General features: G+C 53.0%; 17 protein-coding genes. 6 read left to right on the top strand and 11 right to left on the bottom strand.

What is annotated here, in order from left to right:
- Positions 1–71: 71 nt before the first annotated feature.
- The 8 genes from AK59_RS0112870 to AK59_RS0112835 form a co-directional block, all read right to left on the bottom strand.
- The gene (locus AK59_RS0112870; protein WP_029882952.1) at positions 72–542 is read right to left on the bottom strand and encodes a glycine zipper 2TM domain-containing protein; all 471 of its coding nucleotides are present in this window, start codon (positions 540–542) and stop codon (positions 72–74) included.
- A gap of 9 nt (positions 543–551) precedes the next feature.
- Positions 552–1,814, bottom strand: a complete 1,263-nt coding sequence (locus AK59_RS0112865; protein WP_029882951.1) for an arginine deiminase — start codon at positions 1,812–1,814, stop codon at positions 552–554.
- Positions 1,815–1,835: 21 nt separating this feature from the next.
- Complete coding sequence (locus AK59_RS0112860) at positions 1,836–3,275, bottom strand: basic amino acid/polyamine antiporter (protein ID WP_029882950.1); 1,440 nt, start codon at positions 3,273–3,275, stop codon at positions 1,836–1,838.
- Between the two features lie 120 nt (positions 3,276–3,395).
- Positions 3,396–4,073 (bottom strand): winged helix-turn-helix domain-containing protein, encoded by a 678-nt coding sequence (locus tag AK59_RS0112855; RefSeq protein WP_029882949.1) that lies wholly within the window; start codon positions 4,071–4,073, stop codon positions 3,396–3,398.
- 440 nt (positions 4,074–4,513) lie between these two features.
- Positions 4,514–5,014: a hypothetical protein gene (locus AK59_RS01000000123765; protein WP_032618564.1), complete on the bottom strand. Its 501-nt coding sequence runs from the start codon at positions 5,012–5,014 to the stop codon at positions 4,514–4,516.
- Positions 4,977–5,702 (bottom strand): winged helix-turn-helix domain-containing protein, encoded by a 726-nt coding sequence (locus AK59_RS0112845; RefSeq protein WP_023622408.1) that lies wholly within the window; start codon positions 5,700–5,702, stop codon positions 4,977–4,979. The genes AK59_RS01000000123765 and AK59_RS0112845 overlap by 38 nt, the downstream gene beginning before the upstream one ends.
- 232 nt (positions 5,703–5,934) lie before the next feature.
- Positions 5,935–6,783, bottom strand: a complete 849-nt coding sequence (locus AK59_RS0112840; protein ID WP_029882947.1) for a dihydrodipicolinate synthase family protein — start codon at positions 6,781–6,783, stop codon at positions 5,935–5,937.
- A gap of 11 nt (positions 6,784–6,794) precedes the next feature.
- Positions 6,795–7,481: a B3/B4 domain-containing protein gene (locus tag AK59_RS0112835; RefSeq protein WP_013098829.1), complete on the bottom strand. Its 687-nt coding sequence runs from the start codon at positions 7,479–7,481 to the stop codon at positions 6,795–6,797.
- A 42-nt stretch (positions 7,482–7,523) separates the two neighbouring features.
- Between AK59_RS0112835 and AK59_RS0112830 the strand changes: the two genes are divergently transcribed.
- Positions 7,524–8,126: a helix-turn-helix domain-containing protein gene (locus AK59_RS0112830; protein WP_013098828.1), complete on the top strand. Its 603-nt coding sequence runs from the start codon at positions 7,524–7,526 to the stop codon at positions 8,124–8,126.
- A 75-nt stretch (positions 8,127–8,201) separates the two neighbouring features.
- Here the strand turns inward: AK59_RS0112830 and ygjG are convergent, their stop codons facing one another.
- A complete protein-coding gene (gene ygjG / locus AK59_RS0112825; protein ID WP_032618563.1) occupies positions 8,202–9,581 on the bottom strand; it encodes a putrescine aminotransferase in 1,380 nt (459 codons plus the stop codon).
- Positions 9,582–10,015: 434 nt separating this feature from the next.
- Between ygjG and AK59_RS0112820 the strand changes: the two genes are divergently transcribed.
- Both AK59_RS0112820 and AK59_RS0112815 read left to right on the top strand, forming a co-directional pair.
- Positions 10,016–11,536: a methyl-accepting chemotaxis protein gene (locus tag AK59_RS0112820; RefSeq protein WP_029882945.1), complete on the top strand. Its 1,521-nt coding sequence runs from the start codon at positions 10,016–10,018 to the stop codon at positions 11,534–11,536.
- A gap of 336 nt (positions 11,537–11,872) precedes the next feature.
- The gene (locus tag AK59_RS0112815; RefSeq protein ID WP_013098825.1) at positions 11,873–13,432 is read left to right on the top strand and encodes a methyl-accepting chemotaxis protein; all 1,560 of its coding nucleotides are present in this window, start codon (positions 11,873–11,875) and stop codon (positions 13,430–13,432) included.
- Here the strand turns inward: AK59_RS0112815 and AK59_RS0112810 are convergent.
- Positions 13,429–13,923: a PadR family transcriptional regulator gene (locus tag AK59_RS0112810; RefSeq protein ID WP_029882944.1), complete on the bottom strand. Its 495-nt coding sequence runs from the start codon at positions 13,921–13,923 to the stop codon at positions 13,429–13,431. The genes AK59_RS0112815 and AK59_RS0112810 overlap by 4 nt on opposite strands.
- Positions 13,924–14,069: 146 nt before the next feature.
- On the opposite strand from AK59_RS0112810, the gene AK59_RS0112805 reads away from it, so the two are divergent.
- A complete protein-coding gene (locus AK59_RS0112805) occupies positions 14,070–14,834 on the top strand; it encodes a siderophore-interacting protein (protein ID WP_029882943.1) in 765 nt (254 codons plus the stop codon).
- On the opposite strand, the gene AK59_RS0112800 is transcribed toward AK59_RS0112805, so the two are convergent.
- Positions 14,835–16,004: a DNA repair protein gene (locus tag AK59_RS0112800; protein ID WP_029882942.1), complete on the bottom strand. Its 1,170-nt coding sequence runs from the start codon at positions 16,002–16,004 to the stop codon at positions 14,835–14,837.
- A gap of 260 nt (positions 16,005–16,264) precedes the next feature.
- On the opposite strand from AK59_RS0112800, the gene AK59_RS0112795 reads away from it, so the two are divergent.
- Both AK59_RS0112795 and AK59_RS01000000123760 read left to right on the top strand, forming a co-directional pair.
- Positions 16,265–17,938: a ShlB/FhaC/HecB family hemolysin secretion/activation protein gene (locus AK59_RS0112795; RefSeq protein ID WP_029882941.1), complete on the top strand. Its 1,674-nt coding sequence runs from the start codon at positions 16,265–16,267 to the stop codon at positions 17,936–17,938.
- 9 nt (positions 17,939–17,947) lie between these two features.
- On the top strand, positions 17,948–19,194 hold a 1,247-nt coding region (locus AK59_RS01000000123760), incomplete at its 3' end, for a filamentous hemagglutinin N-terminal domain-containing protein (RefSeq protein WP_032618562.1).

Genomic DNA, 19,194 nt, shown 5'->3' with positions numbered 1-19,194 from the left:
CCTGCCACAAAAAATTTTCATCCTTAATGAAAAGGACAATTATCCTGTTGTGGCAGATATGATTAAGCGCGTTATCGAGCTGGAGAGATCGTTACCTGACCGCGATGCGAGGTAATATTTACACGTTGCCCTACGACAAATTCACCTTCACGGGCGGGCTGCACGGTAACGAACTCTTGCCCGTTATCGGGACGAATAAAGAGTTCAGCCGCATTATGTCGCGCCATTCCTCGTTGTATCGACTGTCCTGCCATCGCGCCAGCAACGGTACCGCCAGCCGTCGCCAGCAGACGGCCGCTTCCGCCACCAATAGCATTACCGGCAGCACCGCCAATCAACGCGCCCCCGACTGTACCGGCAGCGCTGCTTCCGGTGTCGTTTTGGATTGTTATGTATCTCACCCCTGTGATTGTGCCGTGCGACAGCGCCATCACCTGACCGGAAAGCGCAGCACTTGCATGATGGGCAGAACCAACGGGTTTTTCAGTACAGCCAGCCAATGCCAGCAAACCGGCCAAAATTAAAACAGAACGTGTAAACATCTCTCTTCCTTATGAGTAATCAACGGCATCACGAATTAATGGACATGTCATACAGTGGCCGCCACCGCGTCCACGCCCTAATTCACTCCCAACAATTTCAATGACCTCAACGCCTTCTTTACGCAAACGGTCGTTTGTTTTGGTATTGCGGTCATAGGCGATAACGACACCTGGAGACATGGCGACCACGTTATTTCCGCTATCCCATTGCTGACGCTCGGTGTCGTAAACATTGCCTTCGGTTTCAACGACCCTGAGCGAGCGTAAATTGAGTGCCCTGGCTACCACCTCTGTTAACGGCTCTGAATAATGCTCCAGACGCATTCCGCCTGGGGAGTCGTCCTTAATCAGTGAAAAGACTTCGATTTGATCAACGATGGCGGGATAAAGCGTCACTAAATCTCTGTCGCAAAAGGTGAATACGGTATCCAGGTGCATCGCCGCTCTGAGCTTCGGCATCGCGGCAATAATAACGCGCTCGACATGGCTAAGCGGGTTCGAAAACAGGGCAGATGCAAGCTGGGCAATGGCCTGATAGGACGTTCGTTCGCTCATACCGATTAAAACGGTCTTGTTGCCAATAGGCATAACATCGCCGCCTTCAAGGGTGGCGGATCCGTGATAACGCGTTGGATCTCCCCACCATGTATTGATCGTCTGACGGGTGAAGTCCGGATGGAACTTATAGATAGCAGTGGTCAGTAACGTTTCTTCACGACGAGCCTGCCAGTAAAGGGGATTAAGCGTAACCCCGTTATAAATCCAGCTGGTGGTATCTCGCGTATAAAGCGTATTCGGCAACGGCGGGAGCAAATATTCACGCAGCCCTGTCGCTCTTCCGACGAGTTCAAGTTCTTCTTTATCGCCCCTGTGTCTGTTCAGCAAATCATAGGTTGAAAGTCCGCCGATCATAAACTCAGCCAGCCGATCTGCGGGTAACGAATCCAGGAACGAGCGTGTTTCATTAAGCAAACCCAACGGGATTTCATCAGCAGTAATCTGCTGTTCGATGAGCCAGTTGCGTGCCTGACGGTTAGCCAGCGTTTCGGAGAGCAGATCATGCATCTCAACAACGTCAACACCGCATCCGCGCATTTTGTTAATAAAATCGAGATGATCCTGACGGGCACGCTCTACCCACATGACATCATCAAATAACAGTCGGTCGCAATTGCCCGGCGTAAGACGGCTATGTGCTAACCCAGGGGCGCACACCATTACTTTGCGTAACTGGCCGACCTCGGAGTGAACACCCAGTGGTATATCTTGCATAGTATCTCCTTAAGAGAGTAATTAAATGGTAATATTTCCGTTTATAATTCCATAAATACAGGCCAAAGCCGCGAGCACGATGGCGGTAAATAATATTCGTTCCGTACCAGAGAATATTTTTTTGTTTTGCTCACGCTTAGCAATGTAATAAAGCAGTGTGCCAGGCGCATAAATAACGGCGGACAGCAGCACATACGTTAATCCGCCGGCATAAATCATCAACGAGGCATAGGCAGTGGCAATGACAGAGATCACCAGGTCTTTATAATATCCCTTTGTGCACTGTTCGTAGGTTTCTCGTGTAATAACCAGCTTCAGGCTATACGCGGCAACCAGAAGATAAGGGATAAGCGTCATCGCGCTGGTTAGCTCAAGGGCTAACAGGAATGCGTAATCGCTGAAAAAAGTGATAATTAAGAACAGCTGTATCGAGATATTCGTCAACCATACGGCTGAAGAGGGAACGCGCCAGCGATTCTCGCGTGCAAAAACAGCAGGCATGCTCTTTTTCAACGCCGCGGAATAAATAACCTCCGCAGCGAGCAATGACCAGGAAAGATAGGCTCCGAGTACAGAGATAATTAACCCCACGCTGATGAAAATCATACCCCAGCGTCCCACTATGCTTTCGAGGACACCGGCCATTGAGGGTTGCCGTAAGGCCCCCAGCTCGGCCTGGGGCATAACGCCATAAGAAAGCATGGTGACTAACATCAGTAAGCACAGCACCCCGATAAAGCCGAATACGGTCGCCAGGCCAACGTCTTTCCGGTTAGTTGCATAACGCGAGTAAATACTTGCCCCTTCGATTCCAAGGAATACGAATACGGTCACCAACATGGTGCTTCTGACCTGGGAAAAGATTGATCTGAAGAGAGGTGGCTCTCCGACGGCCCCGCCCCAGAAATTAAGCATAAACATCTCTTTTTTGAATGCCATTATCAGAATGGCGATAAATACAAAAATAGGGATGATCTTGGCACAGGTGGCCAGGGTATTGATAAAGGCCGCTTCTTTAATACCCCGCAATACCAGGAGATGAAAAGACCATAAAACAACTGATGAGACAGCGATTGCCAGCAGCGTATTACCTTCGCCAAATGCAGGGAAAAAAGCGCCTAATGTTGATTTAATTAAAATAAAATAGGATACGTTGCCGATACATGTACCCGCCCAAAAACCAAGTGCCGAAATGAAGCCCGGATATTCGCCGAAACCGGCTTTAGCGTAGCTAAAGACGCCCGCATTGAGTTCAGGCTTTCTTTGCGCAAGGTTCTGGAATACAAATGCCAGCATCAGCATACCGCCACCGGCAATCACCCAGGCAATAATTGCACCAAGCCCACCGGTTGCTCGTCCGAATGCAGCAGGTAATGAAAATATACCCGCTCCGATCATCGCTCCGACGACAAGCGTCGTTAAAGACCAAAGCGATAGCGTATTGGTCGTAGATTTGTTCATATAATTTTCTTAACAATGAAGCTGTGATTGATGAAGTGTGAGTTTAAAAGCGTTAAATATACCGTACTTAAATGAAGTTAATTTTTATGCCATCAAGGCAGCATAGGAGCTGGCTGTTACTCAGATCGCACCGTTTAGATCGTAATAATAACCCTCTTCTCTTTGATTTCTGATTTGCCCGCTGTTGTAGGGGGCCAGTTTCTTTCTCAGACGACCAATAAGCACCTCGACGGTATTGTTTTCTTTACCCATCCAGTCGTGGTAGAGATGTTTCATGATTTTACGTTTGCTCAGCGCCTTGCCTTTGTTCTTCACCAGTAGCTTCATAATTTCAAATTCAAAACGGGTCAGTCGAATTTTTTGCTTGTTGATGAAGAGTACTTTACTGTTTAAATCGAGCTCTAAATTACCTGCAGTAATACGGCTGGAAGGGGTGAGATAATTCCGGCGTACTAAAACCCAAATTCTGATGATAATCTCTTCAATATGACTAGACTTGACAACATAATCGTCAGCGCCGCTTTCAAACGCTTTCACCTTATGTTCAATATTGTTGCTGCTGTTAAGGATCATGATGCGGATAGTGCGCCCTTCGCGTCGCCACTTACGAATCGCCTGTAACTCAGCAGTGGAAAGCGTTTCAGATGCCATAATCAGGAGTTCAGCTTTATTTGAAAACATAAACATTTCCACTTCCTCAATACTCGAAGATACATCAGTTAAAATACCTGCTTCTTCAATTTGGGTTTTCAAATAATGCTGGTTTATAATGTTAGGATCTAATATTAACACGCGCATATCTTCCTCTCACTTTGTTGCTTCGCCTGTTAGGGTTTTTGACATTTTATGAAATGGATTTCTATGCTTTACAGATAAAAGCATCGTCACCAAAAAGTTGGCTAAATAATACTTTCGAAATAAGTTCAAACAATTCTTTTATGAAGGATATTAGAAATACAAAATAAAAAAATGCAGAATAAAAGAAGTGAAGGGAAGAGTATGAGAAAAGTAGAGGAATTAGAATTTAATCAAGAAAAATCACATTTAATAAAGTTTTTATTCTGCTTTTTTGGCGTGTAGAGTGTTTGTTTAGATGAACGTATGGTTGCTCCAATTGCTTTCTGGTTGGATTTTTGTTAAGAGTTAAGTGCGAGTTTTACTTTTTGATTTAACAATCTATACATCTGTCTTGCATTCATAACATTAGCACAATGAGCCATGTGCTTGCGTCAATAAACTCATTTTCGGCAAATAAATATGGCACGCTGCAAATCGCTTATTCTCCAGGTTTTGGGATCAAGCTTCTGGATCTTATAGTGCAGGACAGGCTGGCTGGTGGTGAGTTTTTCAATCAGCAAAGAAGGTGCATTATCCTGCGGATTAGCAAGAAATTTACCTTTTGTGACTTTGTGGAATCCGTTTTGCACGTCTGTGTCGATGGTCATGTTTCCTGTACGATCGACAAGGTACTCTTTACCATAATAGTTCAACGTGCCGTATTCGCTGACCGTGACGAGACCATCGTTGGTAATGTGGAAAACAATTTTGATATTTCCATTAATCCCTTGCTGGACATTTTTTGAATCTTCATAGTTGATATGTACCGTCGACATACAGTTCATCGGTAGGTAATCATAAACACCAACAAGCTTGTATATTCCCATTGCAAGCAAGGGAAGCATCAACAGGCATAAAACAATATTAATTGTTGTTAATATTGACGAAGTTTTCGCATTCATGTCCTTTCCCTGTATTTTGTTTGCCACACAGGGCAATGTGAGTTGAGTACACCTTGCTTTTTAAAGGCGCTCTGTTGTCATCAAAATAGATATTTTTGGGATATTGCTGGCATTTTAATGCGATTCTTTGCCCTAAATTTGTATTAAAGAATGAGTCAATATTCTCTTGTTTGACGCCATTTTCGTCAGTATAGACATCGCATAATCCGACTGACTTATATTTATGCATAGTGCTATCGTTTAAATGGTACAAATAAAAGGCAGTGATGGTGCTCACCATTAAAACGGTTAATGCTATTGTGCTAATGTAAAAACCTTTGTGGGAGGAACAGATTTTTTTAAATTTTTCGTACGTGCTACTACGTGTAGTACTAACACGAGTACACTGACAGTGCAGTACAAATCCTTGCTTTGGTATTGTTTCGATTTTGTCTTCAAGCGAGAATTCAAGAAATGCTTTTCGCAACAGGGATATGTTTCGGTTCAGGTTGTTATCAGAAGCAACCAGACCATGTTCTTCCCAGACTTTTTCAAGGAGTTCAGTACGGCTGACCTGAGAATTATTGGCGTCAATAAGTGCATTTAATAATCGCGACGTCGCCAGTGAAAGCTCAACTTCGCGTTTATTATCGGTTAAAATGCGCGATTCATCATTATAATGCACTATCCCGTCAAGTAGGTACTGCATAGCTTAAACGTCCTCGCAAATGAATCTACGCATTATAATTTTAGCGCTACTATTATTCAATGTTCTGATTTCTATTAAGAGTCGATAAGACGTATTTTTACCGGGTTAATGACACGTAGACAGAGGGACAAACTGCGAGGGCGGGGACGTTGCTTTCTCAACCATTCCTGAGAATGATTACTTTATGAATGATGCGGTGTGGCCGGGTAAGCGCAGCGCCACCCGGCGTTTTTCAGGCCAGTTCCAATTCCGCAAGGATCGCTGAAAGCGCCTCGCGCGGCTCTCCCTGAATTGCCTGCAACGGGAACGGCAAGCCGGGTGTTGCCACTTTTCCCCTCATTTCCGCCGCTGCCGCGATGACCCTTACGCTACCGTAACGACGGAACAGATCCCATAGCGGCTCTAACCGTTCTGACTCTGTACTTTTCCCCGAACGCGCTATCGCCAGCGCCGCTTTTGGGAACAACCCCGCGAGAACCGAATACCAGACGTCAAACCCGGCCTGCAAGGCTGAGGCTGCCCGCCAGTCACCGGCGATACCCAGTGTGACCGTATCAGGAAGCCGGGCACGTACCTGCGACAGATCCTCCGGCACGCGGCCAAGCTTGATGGAGCCCACATTTGGCAGAGACGCGACGGCAAACAGCAATTCATCGCTAAACGCAAAACCGGTCGTGGCAGGGTTATCGTAAATGCACAGCGGTACGGAGAGCTGGCGGGTCACCGTTTCATAGAGCTTGAATACTTCCTCATCCGTTAATCGCTGGTACGACACGGGTGCCATCAGCACGCCGGAGACTCCGGCCGTTTGCGCGTCGTCAGCCAGACGCAGAATATCGTCCAGCCGCATTGCGCCGATGCTGACGATAACCGGTATGTTACCGGCATGTTCCACCGCACAGCGTGTCACCCGGGCACGCTCTTCAACGGTCAGATAGGCATAGCTCCCGGTCGAGCCAAGAATGCCCAGTGAATCGACGCCTGCCTCAACCACGGGAGAGAGCAGATGCGTAAAGGCCTGCTCATCAAACGTGCCGTTTTTCAGGGGCGTTAACGGAAATGCGCTGACTCCACGAAACATTTTTTATCCTCTTACAGGGTCAGTAACTGCCTGTGCACCACTGCACCCGGCATCAGACGTTGCAGGTTATCAATCAGATCCGCTCCGGCTTCTTCCAGTGCCGTAAGCGGCATTGACGGCAGACTTTCCAGAATAAACCACATGGTTTGCGCCTGACTGTCAAGACGCGTCCGTATACCCTGGCGCCAGTTCCAGCGACGGCAGGTAACACCGAGGTCGTCGCGCCAGATAACCTCGCCCGGCTCCGGGTATTCCACCACCGGCTGCCCCTCTTTGAAGGTATCAAACGGCTCGCTGCCGTCCGCCAGCGTCAGGCGCGGCGCGCCTGAATAAGTCGCAAGATTTTCTCCACCAACCGGGATGGCGTAGCGAATGCTCACCGCGTTGTAGATATCCACCACCGGATCGAGCGGTGGCAGCGAGCCGTCTTTTAAGACCCGCTTACGCAGGGCGGATGCCGAGCAGGGCGTGCGTTTCGGTTTTGCGCCGAAGGCCTTAAATACCTCATCCCAGCCGGAAAGGTGCGCGTCAGCCCACGGCACATCATCATTAAGCATCTGCTGGCAGGCTTGCGTGAGCACGGCCGGAGCGACTTCCGGGTGGGTAACCGGCGCAGCTTCAACCAGAATGCTCAGCGCCCGAAAGCCCGGGGCAATTGCGGCAAGGCGCGGGTCTATTGACGGCGTAACGAGAGACATAAATAATCCTGTATTGACTGTTTTATACCATGGTAGTGACCAATGACTGAAAAAGTCAATATAATGACTGAGCAGGGTGCCGATATCGCCCAGGTAAGCCTGGCCGTAGCGAACCGCATACGCAACTGGCGTAAAGAGAAAAAACTGTCGCTGGATGAGCTCTCGCGGCGTGCCAGCGTCAGCAAAGGCATGCTGGTGGAGATCGAAAAGGGCGCAGCCAACCCCAGCATCGCCATTTTGTGCAAGCTGGCTGCCGCGCTTGGTATCTCAGTGGCGGATATCGTTAACGTCTCCAGCGAGCCGCTGGTGCACGTTATCGAAGAAGCCGCGATCCCGGTGCTGTGGCAAGGGGAAAAGGGCGGACGCGCCAGACTGCTGGCAGGAACCGCGGGCCCGGATATGATTGAGCTATGGCAGTGGGAGATGCAGCCGGGAGAGCGTTTTACCTCTTCGGGGCATCCGGCGGGCACCTTTGAGCTGCTGCACGTGAACGAAGGCATATTAACCCTGACGGTGGACGAGACGGTTACGCAGGTTGCTGCCGGGGCATCGGCGGTGGCGAAAACGGAAGCCGCGCACGGCTATGCCAATGAGGGAAAAAAGGTGCTGCGCTTTACCATGACGGTGGCGGAGTTTCACCGATAAAAAGCAGCCCGGTGGCGCTACGCTTACCGGGCTGGTGTAGTAGGCCGGGTAAGCGCAGCGCCACCCGGCGTTTTTTTACGCCTCTTCCACACTCACGCGCAGTGCCGCCAGCGCTTTACGTGCCGCCTTCAGCACCTGCTCACACTGCTCAATGGTCAGCGTCAGCGGTGGCTCAATGCGGATGGTTTTGGAATTGTTGAGCGTGCCGGCCACCAGCACCCGCTGGCGGAACATCTCGCTCGCGAAGCTATAGCCAATTTCGTTATCAACAAACTCAATGGCCATCAGCATCCCTTTACCTCGTGCCTCCTGGATCAGATCCGGGTATTCACGTCCCATCTGACAGAAACCGTCCAGCAGCATGTCGCCTTTCTGCTCCGCCTGCGCAGGCAGGTTTTGCTCCAGCAGCACGTTGATGGTGGCCAGCGCGGCCGCACAGGCCAGCGGGTTACCGCCAAAGGTGGTGGTATGCAGGAACGGGTTGTCGAACAGCACCGAGAAGACCTCTTCGGTGGCAACCGTCGCACCAATCGGCATTACGCCGCCGCCAAGCGCTTTCGCCAGACACAAAATGTCCGGCTGAACGTTCTCATGCTCGCAGGCGAACATTTTGCCGGTACGCCCCATGCCGGTCTGCACTTCGTCGAAGATCAGCAGCGCGCCAAACTCATCGCACAGCTGACGTACGGCAGGCAGATAGCCCTGTGGAGGCAGGATCACGCCGCCTTCGCCCTGAATTGGCTCCAGGATCACCGCGGCTACGTCATCGCCGGTTTTACGGCATTCGCTGAGCACGGTGCGCATGGCATTAATGTCGCCGAACGGCACGTGGCGGAAGCCCGGCAGCAGCGGCATAAACGGTTTGCGGAAGGTGGATTTGGCGGTCGCAGACAGGGCGCCCAGGGATTTACCATGGAACGCGCCGCTGGTGGCGACAAAAGTGAATTTCCCGCGCGGCGACTGGTACGCTTTGGCGAGCTTAAGCGCCGCTTCGACCGATTCCGTGCCGCTGTTGCTGAAGAAGCTGTATTTCAGTTTGCCGGGCGTTAAGGCTGCCAGCGTTTTCGCGAGCATGGCGCGAAGCGGGTCGAGCAGTTCCTGGCTATGGAGAGGTTGTTTCGCGAGTTGATTCTGTACGGCGGAAACCACTACTGGATTACGGTGCCCCACGTTGAAAATGCCAAAACCACCCAGGCAATCAATAAACTCCTGTCCCTGGGTGTCGACAAGCGTATTCAGACTTCCCGCTTGCCACTCTACGGCTCCGTAATCCCCGCCGGCGGTAACAGATTTGCGATACTCCAGAAAACCTGGATTGACGTGCTCTTTAAAGTAATCGATGACCTCTCGGTTAAGTTGTTTCATCTCCTCATGATCAAGCGTTCGCTTCTCAATGAGATTCAGTGCGTGCGCGGTACAGGCAAGAGCCGAGGCGCTGGAAGGTAACCTGTTCAAAATATGCTCCCGGGGATCGCGTATCACATGATACTGCGTTAAGTATTGCAGGGATTACGCCACTTCAGCGGACTTAACGAAAATCGGGATAAACACCAGGTTAAAATTATGTTGCGCAATATTTAATCATGCCGATGTTTTCCAGACGGGATTTAGCGGTACGGAAAACGGGGGCAGGAAGACGTGGATGGGGTCAATTGCACCAGGGGGGTGCAGGCGGTGCGACTTAAGTGGGCGTTAACAGATCATCCTTTGCAGGTAATTTCATTGTGAAAGTATTTAAAATCAATCAATTATAAAATCTCACAAAAAGTGCGGTTTAAGTGAAATCTGCGATCTCCATCAAGTTTAACAACTAAAGATAAATTGTTTACCGCCGAAAAAACAATAAACCACAAAATTAACATTCAAATAACCTGCAAGGGATGCTCACGATGTCCTCTCCAACCTATGTCACCCAGAATGAATATCTTCTGGACGATGACACCACCTTAATGTCTACCACAGACGTCCACAGCTATCTGACTCATGCTAACGACACCTTTGTTCAGGTGAGTGGCTATCAGCTTAATGAGTTGATGGGTCAGCCGCATAATCTGGTGCGCCATCCTGATATGCCTAAAGCCGCTTTTGCCGATATGTGGTACACCCTGCAACAGGGCGAGCCGTGGAGCGGAATTGTCAAAAACCGCCGTAAAAATGGCGATCACTACTGGGTGCGCGCCAACGCGGTGCCGATGGTGCGCCACGGGAAGGTCACCGGCTATATGTCGATTCGCACCAAAGCGACGGCAGAAGAGATCGCTACCGTGGAGCCACTCTATAAGGCCCTGAATGCCGGACGCTGTACTAAACGGATCCATAAAGGGCTGGTGGTGCGTCAGGGCTGGTTCGGAAAGCTGCCGGCAATGCCGCTGCGCTGGCGGGTACGCGGCGTGATGGCGGTGCTCTTTGGCGTGCTCGCCGCCACGCTGGTGGCAACCTCAGCAGGCTGGGTGTCGTTGGCCGCAGCAGCGATAATGATGCTGCTGGGCACGTTGTTGTTTGAACAGCAGATTGTCCGGCCGGTAGAGAACGTGGCGCGACAGGCGCTGAAGGTGGCAACCGGCGAGCGCAATAGCGTGCAGCACCTGAACCGCAGCGACGAACTGGGCCTGACCCTTCGCGCGGTGGGGCAACTGGGGCTGATGTGTCGCTGGCTAATCAATGACGTATCAAGCCAGGTGGTGAGCGTGCGCGACGGCAGCGACAAGCTGGCGCAGGGTAATGAGGATCTGAACGACCGCACGCGTCAGACCGTTGCAAACGTGCAGCAGACCGTGGCGACGATGAACCAGATGGCGGCCTCCGTTCAGAGTAACTCTGAAACCGCCACCGAGGTCGATAAGCTCTCCGTAGCCGCCAGCAGTGCGGCGACCAAAGGCGGGAACGCGATGCAGACGGTGGTCAAAACCATGGACGATATCGCCGACAGTACCCAGCGTATCGGCTCCATTACCACCCTGATCAACGATATTGCCTTCCAGACCAATATCCTCGCCCTGAATGCGGCGGTAGAAGCGGCACGGGCCGGTGAGCAGGGCAAAGGCTTTGCGGTGGTGGCAGGGGAAGTTCGCCATCTTGCCAGCCGCAGCGCTAACGCTGCCAATGATATCCGTAAGCTGATTGATGCCAGCGCCAGCAAGGTACAGTCCGGCTCCGAGCAGGTACACGCCGCAGGACGCACCATGGATGATATCGTTGAGCAGGTAAAAAACGTCACTCAGTTGATCGCGCAGATTAGCCATGCCACCTCTGAACAGGCTACCGGGCTTTCGGAGTTAACCCGCGCGGTGGCTGAACTGGACAGCATCACGCAGAAAAATGCCGATCTGGTTGAAGAGAGTGCGCAGATCTCCGCGATGGTAAAACACCGGGCCGGACGTCTTCAGGATGCAGTGACGGTTCTCCATTGAGTCTGTAATGTTCCAGAAAAGCCGTTTATTCTGCCAGGCGTAAACGGCTTTCGTCGCTTCATTTGTAATTATTCTTGCGATTTATTGTTAATTTTATATTAAATAACTAAAGAAAGTGCCTCAGTTATTTATCCCTGCTTAAGTCATTTTTCCCCGATGCTATTTCATAAATGCCCCGTCTGGTGGTTGAGTAACGATCGATACGGCCATATTAATAGCCTCTGCCTATCCATTGTGATGGTTATGAAATAAAAAAACGATCAAAGTCATAAAGTTAGCGGTTTCGTTACCGATAACGGTGATCGTCTGAGAAATAATCACATCGATGGAGTAAATATGTTCTTACATGACGTAAAAATCGGCACGAAATTATTTCTGGCGTTTGGATTCTTTATTGTCCTGATGGTGGTGAGCGCGAGTTTGTCTTTAATGAGTCTGAACCGGGCAAACAACGGGATGCAATCCATTATTACCAGTGATTATCCAACCACGGTAAAAGCGAACCAGTTAATCGATAACTTCCAGGAATTTATTAGCACTCAGCAGCTCATGCTGCTGGATGAACAGGGAACGTACACGGCGCAGTCGCAGCAGCATCTTAAAGAGATTAGCGAGCACATCACGGTGCTCCTCGGTGAGCTGAACAACGTACTGCAGGATCAGCAATCGCAGCAGGTGCTCGCCGAGATACGCGGCGTGCGCCAGCAGTATCTGGACTCGCGCTATCGTATTTTGCAGGCGGTGCAGAATCACGATCGCGCCGGGGCGCTTCAGGAGATGATGACCAACACCCTCAAACTGCAGCAGGCCTATAAAGCCAAAGTGCAGCAGCTGATTGCGATTCAGAACACTGAGATGCAGAACGCCGGGGTGCAGGTGGAAAGTGATTTCAGGAGCAACCGCCTGCTGCTCATCCTCATCACCCTCTTCAGCGTGGCGGCAGGCAGCCTGATTGGCTGGTTTATCGTGCGTTCCATTACCCGTCCGCTGGGCCAGGCCGTGGACTTTGCGGCGGCGATTGCGGATGGCGATCTCACCGGCAGTATCACCTCGCACGGTAAAGACGAAACCGGCCTGTTGCTGCATGCCCTGATGGAGATGAAAACACGTCTGCTGGACATTGTGCAGCAGGTGCAGACCGGCTCGGAGAATATCTCCAGCGCCGCCGCGCAGATTGTCGCCGGGAACCAGGATCTGGCCGCGCGCACGGAAGAGCAGGCCAGCTCTGTGGAGCAGACCGCCGCCTCGATGGAGCAGATCACCGCGACGGTGAAAAACACCGCTTCGCATACCGGAGAAGCGACCAACCTGTCGGCAGATGCCGCGAAGGTGGTCAAAAACAACGGTGAGATGATGAAGCAGGTGACCAGCAAAATGCGCCTGATTAACGAGACCTCGAACCGGATGTCCGACATCATCGACCTGATCGATGCCATTGCCTTCCAGACCAATATTCTGGCGCTGAACGCGGCGGTGGAAGCGGCCCGGGCGGGCGAGCACGGTCGTGGCTTTGCGGTGGTGGCTGGTGAAGTGCGCCAGCTCGCGCAGAAGAGTGCTTCGTCAGCCAGTGAGATCCGTGAGCTGATTGAAAGCTCCACCAGCCAGACGCAGGACGGGATGAACCTGGTCGAGAAGGCGAGCGAGCTTATCAATGGCATGGTGGGCAACGTGGAAGAGATGGATGTGATCCTGCGTGAGATCCGCCAGGCCAGCCACGAGCAGACAGAGGGGATCTCGCAGATTAACAGCGCGATTGGCCTGATTGATGCCACCACCCAGCAAAACTCCGCGCTGGTGGAGGAGTCTGTTGCCGCGGCGGCCTCCCTCAACGAGCAGGCGATGCACCTGAAAGAGCTGGTACGTGTCTTCCGCGTGAGCGCGCACGCACCGGCTTAATCCAGCTGGGAGATCTCCAGCGCCGCGCGGTCGATCACGCCAACGATCTGCTTAAGCTGCGCGTCGCTGAGCGCTCCCTGATTCACCTTCAGGTCTAACACCGCTTTGAAGTTATCCAGTGCCCGCTTCATCTGCGGGTTTTTGCGTAGCTGGAAACCGACCGCGCGGGCTTTGATACGCGCCTGAATCTGCTCAAGCTGTTCATGGTTTTCCTCCAGCCACTGCTGTCCTGCCGCATTGATGGCAATGCGCTTACGCCCATTCTCTTCTTCCGTAATGGTGATAAACGCCTGATCCTGAAGATAATCCAGCGTCGGGTAAATCACGCCAGGACTCGGGGTGTAGTTCCCCTGGGTCAGGTTCTCAATCTCTTTGATCAGCTCATAACCGTGGCTCGCGTTGCGGGTCAGAATATCCAGAATCACCAGCCGCAGATCGCCGTGACCAAAAAAGCGCGGTCGACGTCCGCCGCCATCATGTTCGTGTCGCATAGTGTGCCTCGTAAATTGATATATCTAAACTATATCTAAGATATATTCAGATGCAATCTAAAAGATCTTGCATTCTTGCTGATTAGCAATCATTATCATTTAAAATCAATTTAGATATATCGTATTCACCTGAGAAGGGTCTTAACATGGCAACCACCCGCTATCCACAACGCGTGCGTAACGAACTGCGTTTTCGTGAACTGACCGTGCTCCGTGTTGAGCGCGTAAGCGCTGGTTTTCAGCGCATAGTTTTAGGCGGCGAAGCGCTGGAGGGCTTTAGCTCCCGCGGTTTCGACGATCACACCAAAGTGTTTTTCCCGGCCCCGGGAACGACGTTTGTGCCACCGGTGGTCACCGACGAGGGCATTGACTGGGGCGACGGCGTGCGCCCGCAAAGCCGGGATTACACACCGCTGTACGACGCCGCGAAGCACGAGCTGGCGCTTGATTTCTTCGTGCATGACGGTGGCGTTGCCAGCCAGTGGGCGCTAGAGGCGAAAGTGGGCGACAGGCTGACGATTGGTGGCCCGCGCGGTTCGCTGGTGGTACCGAAGGATTACGCCTGGCAGCTGTATGTGTGCGATGAGTCCGGGATGCCGGCGTTGCGTCGCCGCCTGGAAGGCATCGCCAGCTTGCCGAAACGCCCGGAAATTCACGCGGTGGTCACCGTCGGGGATGAATCATACAAGGATTATCTGGCGCACCTGAGCGCGTTCAACATCACCTGGGTGATCGGCCACAGCGAGCAGGCGGTGGTTGAGCAGCTGGCGTCGCTGAACGTTCCGGCGGAAGATTACTTTATCTGGCTGACCGGGGAAGGGAAGGTGGTTAAAAACCTGAGCCGACTGTTTGAGACTGAGGCTATCGATCAGCAGCTGGTGCGTGCCAGCGCGTACTGGCACGCGAAATAATTACGCTGCTGAATCGAGCTGCGCTTCGCTCACCTGATGTTCGAGCGAGGCGCGGACCTCGTTCAGCGCCTTTTCCTGCTGCGCGAAGTACGCTTCCATATTGCTGAGCGACGACACCAGCAGCCAGGATTCTTCTTTCTCCAGTTCTGCCAGCTCGTTCACTAAGGTGTCGATCTGCTCGCGAACCTGAGCCATTTTTTTGCGGATGCGCTCCAGATCGTTCAGCCTGTCGCTGGCCATCAGCGGCTCGAAGCCCTGCTGCAGGCGCGCCACCAGAGAACGAATGGCTTTGACGTCTCCACGCTGTTTAGCCTGGTTGAGCTGCACCATCATCGCGTTGGCTTCTTCTTTCAAATCGTCCGCCACCAGATCCGGGTGACACAGCTTGCTCGCCTGCCGCCAGAGCCGTTTCAGCTCGTCCCGATCCTCTTGTGAAAGATCTTTCCCTTTACGCAGATGCACTTCGGCATCCTGATGCTGCTCGCGGTATTTCTCGTACTCTTCGTTGGCCTCGTCACGCGCCTGACGCGCAGGCTCTTCCTCACGCGTTAAGCCGCTCTCCAGCTCCAGCGCCTCGGTAAGCAGGTTGGCAATCAGGTTACTTTGCTGCTGCAGATGCTTACGCGCCTCGGCTGCCTGTACGGAATCGGCAGGAAGTTCGCGCCAGCGCTGGGTGAGTGTTGCCAGCACCTCCACGGCCTGGGCCATGTAGCGCTGACAGCGGCGGTAGTCTTCCTCGCGACGACGCGCCTCAGCCTGCTGGCGGCGCAGGTTCAGCTCGGCCAGCGTTTTACGCAGGGCGAGGATCTGCTGCATCAGCGGGCCCAGGCGGGAGAAATAGAGATCGTTGAACTCATCAAGCTGCTGCACGCGCGCGTTACGGCGGTCAATCAGATCGCGCAGTCGCTCTTCCAGCGCTTTCAGTTCCAGTTTGCTCGCGGCGACCTGCGGATCGCGCCATGGCGTCACGGCACGCTGGCTCTGTAGCCACGCGACGATCGCGGCGATGGCCGCAGTGTAGTTTTTCTGCTCAAGCGCCACGACGATTGCCTGTAGCTCATCGTCAAACGCTTCATTTTTCAGCCGGGTTAGCTGGCTCTGAATGATGTCGTCATCTTCCAGTTCAATGGCATTTTTAATGATTTCTAGCCGTTTGATCGGTGTGCTCATGATGCCTTTCGCTTTGGCGCTTAAGTATTTGAGTTAAGGTTAGTTGTTGGAAACGCTACAGGAAATAATACACACGGATGATGATCGGCGCGATGGGGGATTTCTTTAGATTTACGCGGTGTCACCCGCTAAATTCTGAAAATGCAGCAAAATAGACCTTAAATTAAATGTGTGTATTTACACTGTTTACTTTTTGACATAAGTTGCGCGTTTTTTGACAGGCAAGTCTGAAAACGGACTTTTAGCAAGGAGTGGCAGTGATGACAGGGAAAACGTCGATACTACAGGTGCTGGCTGGCATGGCCTTGCTGGCAGGGGCTGCGCAGGCGGTCCCCCTGTCTCCGGCCGACCGTAATACTATTCAGCAGCAACAGCAGCAGCTTCTGGATGAAAACCAGCGCCAGCGTGAAGAGCTGGAGCGCAGCGTGGTATTACCGCGTCCTGTTCAGCCCGACAGTGCCGCGACTCCGCAAGGTCCCTGTTTTGTTATCTCGCGCATTGAGCTGACGGGTACCACCCTTCTTTCTCCGTTAGCCAAAGATCGCCTGGTTGCGCCGTGGGTGAACCAGTGTCTTGATATGGCGCGTCTCAACGCCCTGACCAACGCCGTCTCTGACTGGTATATCAGCCGGGGGTATATCACCAGCCGCGCATTTTTAACCGAGCAGGATCTCTCTGGTGGCGTACTGCATCTCGCGGTACTGGAAGGCAAACTCCAGCAAATCCGGCTTGAAGGGGTTCCCGCCCGCACGCTGAGCATGACCTTCCCTGGCCTCGAAGGGAAAATTCTTAACCTGCGCGATATCGAACAGGGCATGGAGCAGCTTAATCGCGTGCGCCAGACGCCGGTTGAAATAGAAATTTTGCCCGGCGACAGACAGGGCTATTCAATCGTCAATCTGACGGCTTCGCCTGAATTCCCGCTCAGCGGTTCAGTGAGTTTCGATAACAGCGGGCAAAAGAGTACCGGTACCGGACAACTCAATGGCACGCTGTACGGCAATAACCTGCTGGGGCTGGCGGATAAGTGGTTTATCAGCGGCGGGCGCAGCAGCGATTTTTCGAACAGCCATGATGCTCAGAATTTTGCCGCCGGGGTCAGCGTGCCTTACGGCTACGGCTTGCTGGACTACAGCTACAGCTGGAGCAACTACCTCAGCACCATCGATAATAACGGCTGGCTCTGGCGTTCGACGGGCGACACCGAAACCCACCGTCTGAATGGCTCCTGGATCCTGTTCCGCAATGGCGATATCAAAACCGGCGTGTCGGCGGGCATCACCCACCGCATCAACCATAACTATCTCGACGATGTTCTGCTGGCTACCAGCAGCCGCAAACTTTCAAGTTTCTCCCTGGGCCTTAACCACACGCAAAAAATCGCCTCCGGCGTGGCGACCCTGAACCCGACCTTCACTCAGGGTGTGCCGTGGTTTGGCGCCGAAGATGATAACGACAAACATGGCGATGTGCCGAAAGCCGAGTTCCGCAAATGGAGCGTCAACGGCAGTTTTCAGCGCCCGGTGGCTGACAGGCTGTGGTGGCTGACCAGTCTTTATTTTCAGTGGTCGCCGGACCGGCTGTACGGCAGCGAGCGCCTGACGCTGGGGGGAGAGACCTCCGTGCGCGGCTTCAAAGAGCAGTACCTCTCCGGTGATAACGGCGGTTACTGGCGAAATGAACTCAATTATTCGCTCTTTACGCTGCCGTGGGTGGGGGATGTTGGCCTGTTGGCAGCAGTTGACGGTGGCTGGCTGAAGAAGGACGGATTTGACCGTTACGCCTCCGGCACGCTGTGGGGCGCCGCGTTTGGTCTGACGACGGCTCATCGCGGCTATTCAAGCCAGTTTACCGTTGGCACACCGATGGCGTATCCGGACTGGCTGGCACCGGATCACCTCACGATTTACTACCGCGTATCAGTGGCTTTCTAAGGGACAGGGATGATGAAACAGGATCAGGTTCGTTTTTCACAGCGCGCGCTGAGCGCGTTACTGAGCGTGCTGCTGGCAACGCAGCCGCTGTTACCCGCGGTGGCGGCATCCATCACCCCGTCCGGCAATACGCAGATGGATAAGGCGGCCAACGGCGTGCCGGTGGTGAACATCGCCACGCCGAACCAGTCCGGTATTTCCCATAACAAATACAACGACTACAACGTCGGGAAAGAGGGGCTGATCCTCAATAACGCGACCGGGCAGCTTAACCAGACCCAGCTTGGCGGGCTTATCCAGAATAACCCCAACCTGAAGGCCGGGCAGGAAGCCAAAGGCATCATCAACGAAGTCACCGGCGCTAACCGCTCAAATTTGCAGGGCTATACCGAAGTGGCCGGCAAGGCGGCGAACGTCATCGTGGCGAATCCCTACGGTATCACCTGTAACGGCTGCGGATTTATCAACACGCCGAATGTGACCCTCACCACGGGTAAACCGGTGCTTGATGCCAGCGGTAAGCTGCAATCTCTTGATGTAACCCAGGGGGCGGTCACCATCGAGGGCGCGGGCCTCAATGGCTCGCAGAGCGATGCGGTGTCGATCATCTCCCGTGCGACGGAGATCAACGCGCAACTGCATGCGAAAGATTTACGTGTCGTTGCAGGGGCGAACCGCGTAGCGGCGGATGGCAGCGTCAATGAGTTAAAAGGTGAAGGTACAGCCCCGAAGGTCGCGGTAGACACCGGCGCGCTGGGCGGCATGTACGCTAACCGGATCCGTCTGGTTTCCAGTGAAACGGGGGTGGGCGTAAACCTGGGCAACCTTAACGCGCGACAGGGGGATATTGCGCTCAGCAGTGCGGGAAAAGTGGTGCTGAAAAACACCCTTGCCAGCGGCAGCACCACGGTCAGCGCGGCGGACGTAACGTTACGCGGAGACCATAAAGCGGGTGGCAACGTCACGGTCTCCGGCCAGACGGCGCTGACGCTTGACCAGGCTCACGTTGCCGCCGATAACAACCTTCAGTTAACAACCCGCGGCACGCTGACGCAAAACGGCGGTGCGTTCACGGCAGCAAATGACGCTACGCTTGCCGCGACCACCCTGATCCAGAGTGCAGATGCCCAGGCAAGCGCGGGTCGTCATCTTGCCGTAAATGCTGAGAAAAACGCGGCGCTTAACGGTTCTGTTGTGGCGGGGGAGCAGCTGTTGGTCAAGGGGGGGGGGGGGGGGGGGCAGGGGAAACTCAGTGG

Source organism: Enterobacter sp. T1-1, from assembly GCF_000710795.1.
GTDB classification, from domain to species: domain Bacteria; phylum Pseudomonadota; class Gammaproteobacteria; order Enterobacterales; family Enterobacteriaceae; genus Enterobacter; species Enterobacter cloacae.
This window is presented reverse-complemented; position numbering and strand designations above follow the sequence as displayed.